The organism is Parendozoicomonas verongulae (genome assembly GCF_009711465.1).
Classification (GTDB): domain Bacteria; phylum Pseudomonadota; class Gammaproteobacteria; order Pseudomonadales; family Endozoicomonadaceae; genus Sansalvadorimonas; species Sansalvadorimonas verongulae.
Window position 1 is genome coordinate 1 of record NZ_SMME01000447.1, and the last position, 881, is coordinate 881.

Annotated in this window: 1 protein-coding gene; it reads left to right on the forward strand. The window is 50.9% G+C overall.

What is annotated here, in order from left to right:
* Positions 1-210: hypothetical protein (locus E1189_RS24530; protein WP_230459902.1), on the forward strand; the 210-nt coding region annotated here is incomplete at its 5' end.
* Between the last annotated feature and the right edge of the window lie 671 nt (positions 211-881).

Here is an 881-nt window from a genome sequence, read left to right on the forward strand (position 1 = left end):
GCAGGAGCAGGTGGTGTTCCACTGTCCCTTACACCGGGCGTCTCGGCTGGACTGACGGTGAGAGTAAAACAGGCTGACCGTAGCGAAGGTGGTGCCGCAGAGGCAGGTGGTATTCCGCTGTCCTCGGCATACTGCCCTCTTTTCACCCTGGTTCAATATTTCTACTTCCGGTACAGGGCCACCGTAGTCCAGGTCACCCAGAACTGTTGATGCAGCTTCATAAACCTCTTCTATCTCTTGTTTGACAACTTTTCGGCAGTGAATTTCCCAAGCGCTGATATCAGAGTTAAAAGGTAACGGAAATCCATCAACGAATTCATTTGTTATTAGCACGTCATCTGTCGCTGACGGGGAATCTGCTATCAGCCCAAGAGTTTTTTTGTCCTGGCGTGGCAGCCTGATTCTGGATGGACTCCCAACCCCCTGGCAGACCAGGCTATTTTCTGAACCCGGTACACAAAATGTGTCGTCCAAAGGCTGAACGACGGGTGATGATGTGTGAATACGCCCTGTTGAGATGATATCGGCCTCCCCTTCACCTGATGGCAAAACAAACGTGTAGCTACTCACCTGCTTCTCTGTTCCCGCATTAACAACAATAGCTGGAGTAACGGTCAGGATAAGCCAAAGATATGAGGTATTTGCCAGCCTTTGCAACGAGCATAACCTCTGATTCAACCCTGGCACGAAAGGCTAGTCGATGAGTAGGGATGGGGCAATTGCCATCAACATCTTCCCAAGTCTGAACTGTTGAAGCCATAGCCGTTCTTTTTAAATCTCCTCTCCTTTCTTTTTGAGCCGCTTCCCCTTGCACCGGACGTCGCTGTTGCCCCGGCGATGAGATCTAAGCTGGTTGACCGAATCGAAGGTGATGCCGCAGG